General features: G+C 23.5%; 8 protein-coding genes. 3 read left to right on the forward strand and 5 right to left on the reverse strand.

Annotated elements, in window-relative coordinates; genetic code table 11:
* Positions 1 to 39 precede the first annotated feature (39 nt).
* The 4 genes from BGI41_RS08330 to BGI41_RS04690 all read right to left on the reverse strand — a co-directional run bounded on the left by BGI41_RS08330 (position 40) and on the right by BGI41_RS04690 (position 3,753).
* Positions 40 to 678: a hypothetical protein gene (locus tag BGI41_RS08330; protein WP_143744790.1), complete on the reverse strand. Its 639-nt coding sequence runs from the start codon at positions 676 to 678 to the stop codon at positions 40 to 42.
* Between the two features lie 136 nt (positions 679 to 814).
* The gene (locus BGI41_RS04680; RefSeq protein WP_088539071.1) at positions 815 to 1,429 is read right to left on the reverse strand and encodes a DUF6891 domain-containing protein; all 615 of its coding nucleotides are present in this window, start codon (positions 1,427 to 1,429) and stop codon (positions 815 to 817) included.
* Between the two features lie 195 nt (positions 1,430 to 1,624).
* On the reverse strand, positions 1,625 to 2,320 hold the full coding sequence (locus tag BGI41_RS04685; protein ID WP_088539072.1) for a DUF6882 domain-containing protein: 696 nt from the start codon (positions 2,318 to 2,320) through the stop codon (positions 1,625 to 1,627).
* 194 nt (positions 2,321 to 2,514) lie between these two features.
* Positions 2,515 to 3,753 (reverse strand): LL-diaminopimelate aminotransferase, encoded by a 1,239-nt coding sequence (locus tag BGI41_RS04690; protein ID WP_088539073.1) that lies wholly within the window; start codon positions 3,751 to 3,753, stop codon positions 2,515 to 2,517.
* 302 nt (positions 3,754 to 4,055) lie between these two features.
* Between BGI41_RS04690 and BGI41_RS04695 the strand changes: the two genes are divergently transcribed.
* The 3 genes from BGI41_RS04695 to BGI41_RS04705 all read left to right on the forward strand — a co-directional run bounded on the left by BGI41_RS04695 (position 4,056) and on the right by BGI41_RS04705 (position 7,452).
* The gene (locus tag BGI41_RS04695) at positions 4,056 to 5,801 is read left to right on the forward strand and encodes a hypothetical protein (RefSeq protein ID WP_088539074.1); all 1,746 of its coding nucleotides are present in this window, start codon (positions 4,056 to 4,058) and stop codon (positions 5,799 to 5,801) included.
* 240 nt (positions 5,802 to 6,041) lie between these two features.
* Positions 6,042 to 6,998, forward strand: a complete 957-nt coding sequence (locus tag BGI41_RS04700) for a hypothetical protein (protein WP_088539075.1) — start codon at positions 6,042 to 6,044, stop codon at positions 6,996 to 6,998.
* A 115-nt stretch (positions 6,999 to 7,113) separates the two neighbouring features.
* On the forward strand, positions 7,114 to 7,452 hold the full coding sequence (locus tag BGI41_RS04705; protein ID WP_198945421.1) for a YnfA family protein: 339 nt from the start codon (positions 7,114 to 7,116) through the stop codon (positions 7,450 to 7,452).
* A 242-nt stretch (positions 7,453 to 7,694) separates the two neighbouring features.
* Here BGI41_RS04705 and BGI41_RS04710 read toward each other — a convergent pair whose 3' ends face one another.
* Complete coding sequence (locus BGI41_RS04710) at positions 7,695 to 9,368, reverse strand: glutamate--tRNA ligase (RefSeq protein ID WP_088539076.1); 1,674 nt, start codon at positions 9,366 to 9,368, stop codon at positions 7,695 to 7,697.
* Positions 9,369 to 9,541 lie beyond the last annotated feature (173 nt).

Raw genomic sequence — 9,541 nt, forward strand, 5'->3', positions numbered from 1 at the left:
AATAAAACCATTAATAGCTAAAATAAAAAAAATATTAAATTAAAATTTAAACTTATTAAATAAATTAATAGACTTTTTATTAATATTAATTGGATTTAACTCACAAATAGCATCATAATCATATTCTTTTCTAGTACCTTTATTTTTCCAATATGAAAGATAATATTGAGCCCATTTATTTGACAATATTAAAATATCATTATCTGTTAATTCATTAAGTCCCATATACACATTTAATGAATTTCCACCAAAACACAAACCAATATCTTCAGATAAAAAAGATAATATAAAATCAGGATTATCCTTATTATTAAAATTATCTAAAAAGATCATCTCATTTTTAAATTTACTAAATTCAGAATTTATAAAATCCATATTTTGAAATTTAAACTTATTTTTTTCTAAATTCTTATTAAATTCTATTGAAAAGTTATCATCATTACCTTTAATAAGATTTAAAAAATCAATATCTTCTTTATTATTATAAAAAATAGAAAAAAGAGAATTATCAGAAAAACGAATAGAAATATCAGAATCAAATCTAGAACTATCATTATTGTTAAATAATTCAACAGATGAAAAATCTATATAAATAGTATCATTAACAAGTTCTAATGATGTCCACTTACCTGCATCAGAAATAACATCCTCTAAAATTAAATATGATTTACTATTCATAATTATCAATTCTAAAAAATTAATTAAACAAAAACTTACTAATTAAACATGATTATAAAACTAATTTATACCAAATATAATACAAAGCAATTCTAAAAAAAAATTAATTAAAATAAAAAAATATTAACTCTAAAAATTAATTATTATTAAATTTAGTAAAATCCTCATAAGCACCTTCCATGAAATAATCAGAATCATCAAATACTTTAACCCAATTAAAATCTTCAATAACAATAGGATTTTCAGGATTATTATCCCAAGATACTTTAAATTTGAAAGATTCTAAAGTTTCAATAATTATTTTAGCTAATTTCTTAGAAGATTTCTTATTACCATGAAAATCTCCAAAATAAATATTTAAAGAACCATTATCTAAAACATTTTCAATATCATATAATGTATAAAATACAAATCCCTGTGGTTTATAATCATTATTAATTAAATGAGTGTATACTTCAATAGAATCATGTATTCCTTCTTCAGGATCATAACCACAATTATGAGCTGAAACAATACCTTGTTTAGATAAACTAATAAAAGCTTCTTTTAGATTATTAAAATCAGAACTATTTGATTTAGTATTATGTTTTGTATAAATATCCTCAATAATATTAGATACTTCATCTAAATCAATATCATAATCAATAAATTCATCATCAATTGTTTCTAAGATTTCTTCTTTATCATAAAATCCTGTTTTTACAAGAAAATCAATTTCATAATCTAATTCTTCATTAAAATTATCACTCATAAAATCACATAAATTCAATTCATAATTAAATATTATATATAATTATAAATTATATAAATTTGATTTAAAAAATAATTAACTAAAAATAAATAGCCTTCTAAAATAAAAAAACCTAAAATAAAAAAAATAATAGCTAAAATCTTATAAAAAATAAAAAATAATTTAAATTAAATAAAAATAGATAAAAGATAAAAATTATTCATCAGGTTTAAATGTTTTAATAAGATTTACATTACCTCTTTTAGAATATCCAATCATAATCTTATTTTCACCAATTATTGCAACCTGAAAATTATCTTCATCATAAACATTTGTAGGATAACCTTTAAGTGCAGCATAACCTTCAAATGCAACTTTACCATTTACATTATAATTTTTTTGGAAATTATAAAAAATAAACTCAAATCTATCTATTGTATTATCTTCAGGAATATCATCTGAATTAATAGTTACAAAGAATGCAAAGTTTCCAATTTCTGCAACATAATATGCATTATCATCAAATAAAGAGATAACAGTCATAGCTAAAAAGTGTGCTTCTTCAATATCTGCATCAAATATTGGAGTTGTAAACTGAGGAATATTATATTCTTCACCAAATTCTTTAATTTTTTTAGATTCATCAATTAATTCATCAGGAAAACCAATTTCACTATTATCCCATGCCCATGAAAATTTATTATCATCAAGAGATAAATAAGCTATTAATTGAATAGGGAAACTTAAATCTTCACCAAAAGATAATACCCCATTTTCAATATCTAATTCTCCATCTTTTTCTCCAATTAAATCAGACAAATTTTCTTGCTTATCTAATGCATAAGCACCATATTTATTAAATATTGATTGTAAATTATCTTCTTCGGTAATTTCTAATGGTAAATTAAACATAATCATTCTCCTTAATATAAATTATATAAAAAAAATAAAATTATAAAATCTTAAAACAAATAAAAACTCATTTTAAAATTAAAATATAAATCTAAAACAAGAAAAACCCATTTTAAAAATATACATCTAAAATAATCATTTTCTAAAAAAGATAAAAAAATATCTAATTTTTAAATTTTAACTAAAATTAAATTCTAAAATGATAATTTTGAAATTCTATCCATAGCTTCTTTTGTGTTTTCATAAGTATTAAATGCAGTAAGTCTAAAGTATCCTTCACCAGAAGGTCCGAAACCTGCACCTGGAGTACCTACAATATTTGCTTCATTTAATAATAAATCAAAGAATTCCCAAGAAGGCATATTATTAGGAGTTTTTACCCAAATATATGGTGAATTGACTCCTCCAGTAACACCTAATCCAATTTTAGATAAAGATTCACGGATAAGTTTAGCATTTCTAAGGTAATAATCAATATTAGCTTGAATTTCTTTTTGACCTTCTTCAGTGTAAATAGCTTCTGCAGCTCTTTGAACAGGATAAGATACACCATTAAATTTAGTAGATTGTCTTCTATCCCATAAATCATTTAATGAATGTTTATTACCTTCACTATCTGCTATTTTAAGATCTTTAGGAACTACACAATAAGCACAACGAGTTCCAGTGAAACCTGCAGTTTTTGAGAAACTTCTAAATTCAATAGCTACTTCTTTAGCTCCTTCAATTTCATAAATACTATGAGGTATATTATTATCTTCAGTAATGAATTTTTCATATGCTGCATCAAATAAAATTAAAACATCATTTTCTCTTGCATATTTAACAAATTTAGCAAGTTGATCTTTAGTTAAAGTAGAGCCAGTTGGATTGTTAGGATAACATAAATAAATAATATCAAAGTCTTCATCAGGAATAGAAGGTACAAAATTATTTTCTTCAGTACATGGAAGATATACTAATCCTTCATATTTACCATTATCTTGCATTTCACCAGTTCTTCCTGCCATAACATTAGTATCAACATATACAGTATATACAGGATCAGTTACTGCAATGATATTATCATTTGAGAATAATTCTTGAATGTTTCCAGTATCACATTTAGCTCCATCACTAATAAATACTTCATCAATATCTAAAGAAACACCTAAAGGTTCATAATCTCCTTTTATAATAGCTTCACGTAAAAATTCATAACCATGTTCTGGACCATATCCACGGAATGTTTCTGAATCAGCCATTTCATCAACAGCATCTTTAAATGCTTTAACTACAGTTTTTGGTAATGGTTTTGTTACATCTCCAATACCCATTGCAATAAGATCAATATCTGGATTTTCTTCCTCAAATTTTGCAACTCTATTTGCTATTTCAGCAAAAAGATAATTACTTTTTAATAAAAGATAATTCTCATTTACTTTAACAACCATTTTATTTCCTCAATAAAATTTAAATTAATAATAAAAATACATTTAAATTAAAAAATTATTTAAAAATAATATTTTTAAAATAAATTTATAAGATTTACATTAATAAAATATTAGAATTTATAAATATATAAAGTAAATGGAAATTCATAATCAAATTAATATAATTTAATAAGAACATTTAAAATTAAAAAACAAAAATTACCTATAAAATATTATAATATTTAATAAATAATATATATTAATAAGAATAAAAACTAATATGATTAATTTTTTAATTTTTAAAAAAGAAAGTTGAGGATAATATGCCATTAAAAACAATATTACTACTAATTAACATTGCTATAATATGTATAATAGCATGCATAATTGTTAAATTGTATTATCGAGATGAAGAAAAAGAAAGAAAATTAGAAACTCATGAAATAGAAAGTAGCTTAAAAGGACATAATGAAATGCCTATATTTAAAGAAGAAAGGCATAGAAAAGACAATAAACATAAAATCAATAATACTTTATCATCTACTAAAAATAAAATATTTAAAAATAAACCAGAAGAAAAAACTACTGATAATCTAAATAAAGAAATTGAAGAATTAACTATTACAAGACCAAAAACTAATACAAAACCAAAAACCACAGAAAACAAAATAACACAAACAACTAATGCAAATAAAACCATATTAAAAGAAAAACCTAAAACTAACAGACCAAGTGGAAAACCAATTAGTATTAATGTTAAAAATAGTCCAGACATAAAACCAAAAGTAGTAAATGCTAAAACTCAAGAAGAAACTGCAAAAAGTAAATTAAAAACTACTGCTACACAACCAAAAGTAAGCAAAGAAGAAATCAAAAAAATTGAAGAAAAACCAACAAAAGCTGCACATAATATAATAGAACCAAGTAAAATAGAAGAAAAAGATGTAAAACCTGAAGAAAAACCTAAAGTAGACTTCATAAAACCAGAACCAAAAACACACACAAGCCCAAAACTAAGAACAGAACCAAAAATAATAGAAGAAAAACCAGAACCAATAGAAAATACAGAACCAACCATAATTGAAGAAAAACCAATAAAAGTAGAAACAGAAGAAAAACCAGAACCAATAGAAAAAGAAGCAAAACCATTTGAACTTAAAAATTCTTCAACAGAAGCACATATTTCACAAGAACCTATTGAAGCTCAACATCAAAATATTATAAATGAAACTAGAAAAATTTCACAAGCTGAAATAAATAATGTAACAATTGATGATTATGATGAACCAGAAAAAGCTAAAGAATTTATTGATGCTCCTATAAAAAGTGTTAAAGGAACATTCAATTCAATAAAATCAACATTCTTAAGTCATGATAAAGATAAAGAAGAAAAAGATTATGCTTCTGAAATAGAAAACAATAATACTAATGATGCAGTTCTTGAAGAAATATTAAATGAAGACAATACTGATTACTCAGAAGATTACTACAATGATGATAATGATGATTTTGTAGCAATTACACCATTACATGATCCAGAAGAAATCAGAAAATACGAAGAAAGTCTTAAAAATAACTATGATAGAGAAGATGTTTTCAATAATATTAATAGTGAAACAACAGAATTAACTCCTGAAGAGATTTCATACTTTGATAATTTAGAAGAAGAATTCAATGATGAACTTAATCAAAATGAAAAAAATAGATATGTTGCATCTAAAACTGATGACATGAAAATTACTGTAGGTAATAAACCAAAAGTAAAACCTGTAAATAACAACAGGAAAATGAGACCTTCAGAAAGATTCCATAAAGAATATCAAGGAAATAAAGTTGAACCTAAAAAAGAAGAAACAGCTACAAATAATAAACCAAGTACAAATGATGATACAATTGTTAACATACAAGGTGTAAATTACACCTTAAAACGAGGTATGAGTATTATTTACCAACATCATGGAGAGAAATATGGTAGTTCTATTCATAATGTTAATGGTGATAATGTTAATGTTACATATAGAGGTAAAAAAATTTGGATTAAAACCGATAAAATAACTAAAGTATTTTAAACACAATGAATTTTATTAATTTAAAATTCATTTTCAACTTTCTTTTTAAGCTTAAATTATTTATTTAAAGATTTATTAAACAATACTTATTTTAAATTACTTAATATAAATTTTAAAATATTTTATACTAATTTTAAATTAAATTCAAAATTCATACTAATTTTATAAAAATTATAAAAAACAATAAAAATTAGATTATATAAAAGTAGTCTTATATTAATTTTACAAAGAGATAAAAATATGAATTTTAGTGAAGAAAAAGCAACTTTAATATCAATCCCATCATTTGGATTAGCTTTAGGAGTATTTTCTTTAGGTAATCTTTTAAAAGAATACTCACCAATAATTTTAATTATATGTGGAATAGTTGGACTCACTTTAATTTCTAATTCTTTAATTAAATTCATTAAATATCCTAAAAGACTTAAAATAAAACTAAAAAATCCAATAGCTATAGGAATGCTTGGAACTTTTCCTATGGGCCTTATGATGTTCAGTACATATATAGAACCATACATACCAAAAATAGCCTTCGGATTATGGTCTTGTGCAATACTTATACAATTAAGTTTAACTATTTATTTTACATTTATTATACTACCTAAATTAAAAATGAAAGATATTTATAGTAGTATTTTAATTTCATATGTAGGATTTTCAATTATAAGTATAACATCCCCATATTATGGATTAGAAAATACATTAGGACAATTTTTTATAAGAACCAGTATGGTTTGTATGGTAATTTTATACATAATCCTCATGTATAGATATATTAAAATTCCTATACCTGATCCAATTAAACCAATAATCGCAATACTTGCTGCACCTATTATTGTTTTAGTTGGATATTTAACAGTTACTCAAAATGTTAATTTATGGATTGTATTACCAATTTATCTATTTACAAGTACTTGGTATCTTTATATCTTATATAAAATTGTAAGATATTATCTAGATTTTAATTGGTTACCTAATCATGCAGCATATACTTTTACACTAGTTATTAATGCAACAGCAGGAAAATTATTTTATAATTACTTATTAAGCATTAATATAAATTTAATAATTTTACAATACTTTGCAACTTTCCAATTAATAGCTGCAATATTTATTGTTGTATTAGAATTATATAAATTCGGAGAATTTGTTTTTACAGATAAAATTAATGGATTTATAAAAATAAGAAAAAATTAAACTAAAATAAACAAAGAAAATTAATAAATTTAAAAAAAAAGAAAAATTAATAATTATAGTAAACTATTAACATACTTAATATAAAATTATAATTATAAAAAATTAGAGGTGAAAAATGTTAATAGACAATATAAAATCATTAATTTTCTTTATTATAGCTGGTTTCTTTGAAATAGGTGGAGGATATCTTATATGGTCCTGGCTTAGAGAAGGAAAAGGTTTTAGTTTTGCTATACTTGGTGCTATTTTACTTGTTTTATACGGAATCATTCCAACATTACAACCTGCAAACTTTGGAAGAGTTTATGCTGCATATGGTGGAATATTTATTGCACTTTCAGTATTATGGGGTTGGAAAATAGATAATGTAAAACCAGATCAATTTGATATAATAGGTATGTGTATTGCATTGATTGGAGTATTTATTATAATGTACTGGCCAAGAGCAACATAATTTATTAAAAGGATTCAAAAAATACATAAAACATATAAAAACTAAATAATATTTAATTAAATAAAAAATATACATAAAATTATTAGAATAATAAAATTATACGAAATAAATTTAAAAAAGGATTAGTAACTAAAAACTAATTTTAAAAAAAAATAATACTAATTCTAAAAAAAAATAACTAAAAACTAATTTTAAAAAAAATAATACTAATTCTAAAAAAAAAATAAAAAAAGAATAATTATCTATTTATGTGCATAATAGAAAATTAATTCATCATCTTTAATTTCATCAAGACGTGCAAATCCTACTCTTTCTAATTGAACAATATCTCCAACTTTAAGATTTTCACAATCTTTTTCACAGAATCCTTCAACAACAGAAGCATCATCCATAACAACTTTAGCTTTAATAGCTTCTTGGGTTGGTACAAATTGAATAATTTTAGCTTTTTCTGCTTTAGCATCTTCAAAGGATTCACTATGGAATATTACTTTTCCATCTTTAATATCTACATTAATTAAATCCATTAAACGTACAATTCCATCTTCAAAATCTTCTTTAGGAATATATACAGAACCTTCAAAGTTTAATGTTCTATTTCCTCTATCTGGAAAATCAGGATGTAATTCTTTTTCTAATTTAATTTCTTGATATTCTTCTGGACAATCTTCAATATTTACTTTTACAGGATTTCCAACAAAGAAATATCTATTTGCTTTATCTTCAATAAGTTTTCTATTTAAACCATATATTTTTTTCCAACTTACTGCAGAATCAGACATTTTAACTCCAATTTCAACCATTAAATTCCAAATAGCTTTAGCTTGAATACCTCTTCTTTTAATAGCCCTTAAAGTTCCAAGTCTTGGATCAGACCATGAGGAATATTTACCTGATTCAATTCCTTCTTTAGCTTTAGATGTACTTAATGCAACATCTTCCATTTTAAGTCTACCATAATGGATAAATTCAGGAGTTTCCCATCCCATATGATCATATAAATATTTTTGTTTTTCAGTATTTGCCATATGATCTTTTCCTCTTAAAACATGAGTCATACCCATTAAATGATCATCAACAGATACTGAAAAGTTCATCATAGGATATACTCTATATTTAGTACCAAGTCTAGGATGTTCCTCATCAACAAGACGGAATGCAACCCAATCACGTATAGCAGGATTTTTATGATTAATATCAGTTTTAACTCTTAATACTGCAGAACCTGCTTCCATATTTGGGAATTCTTTCCATAATCTAAGATTTTCTTCAACCGAATTATCTCTATGAGGACAAGGTTTACAATTATCTTTAAGTTCTTTAAATTCTTTACCATCACAAGTACACATATATGCTTTTCCACGTTTAATTAATTCTTCAGCATATTTATAATAAATTTCAAATCTATCAGATTGATAATATACTTCATCAGGTTCAATACCTAACCATTTAAGATCTTCTTGAATCATATCATAAGCAGGAGGATATACTCTTTTAGGATCAGTATCTTCAATTCTTAAAATAAATTTTCCACCATATTTTTTAACATAAGCACCATTAGGAACTGCTGCTCTTGCATGACCAATATGTAAAGGTCCACTAGGATTAGGTGCAAAACGCATTACAACATTTTCATGAGAACCAGGTAATTCTTCTAAACCTTCACGTTTAATTTGTTTTTTCTCTTTAACAACAACATTTAATCTTTCCATTTCCTTATGTTGTTCTTCTTCAGATAAACTATTAACTTTTCCTACTACTTTAGCACTTAAAGGACCAATTTCTTTAGCACGTGACCTAAGTTCTGCTTCTTGAGACATTATAGAACCCATAACTGCTTTAGGACTAGCACTACCTTTATGTTTTGCAGCATTTAACAAAGCATGTTTATATACAATTTTCTCTAATTCATCCATTATATCACATTGAAAAAATAATTAATAATAATTAAATTTTTAAATAAATACATAATTTAATTTTAAAAATTAGATAATAGACATATATTTATTTAAAATAAAATCAGTTTATAAATTTTTAATAAATTATTTATAAAAATACATTATTATTTTTAATTTACTAAATATATAAA

This window comes from Methanobrevibacter sp. 87.7 (assembly GCF_002208625.1).
In the GTDB taxonomy this organism is placed as follows: Archaea; Methanobacteriota; Methanobacteria; order Methanobacteriales; family Methanobacteriaceae; genus Methanarmilla.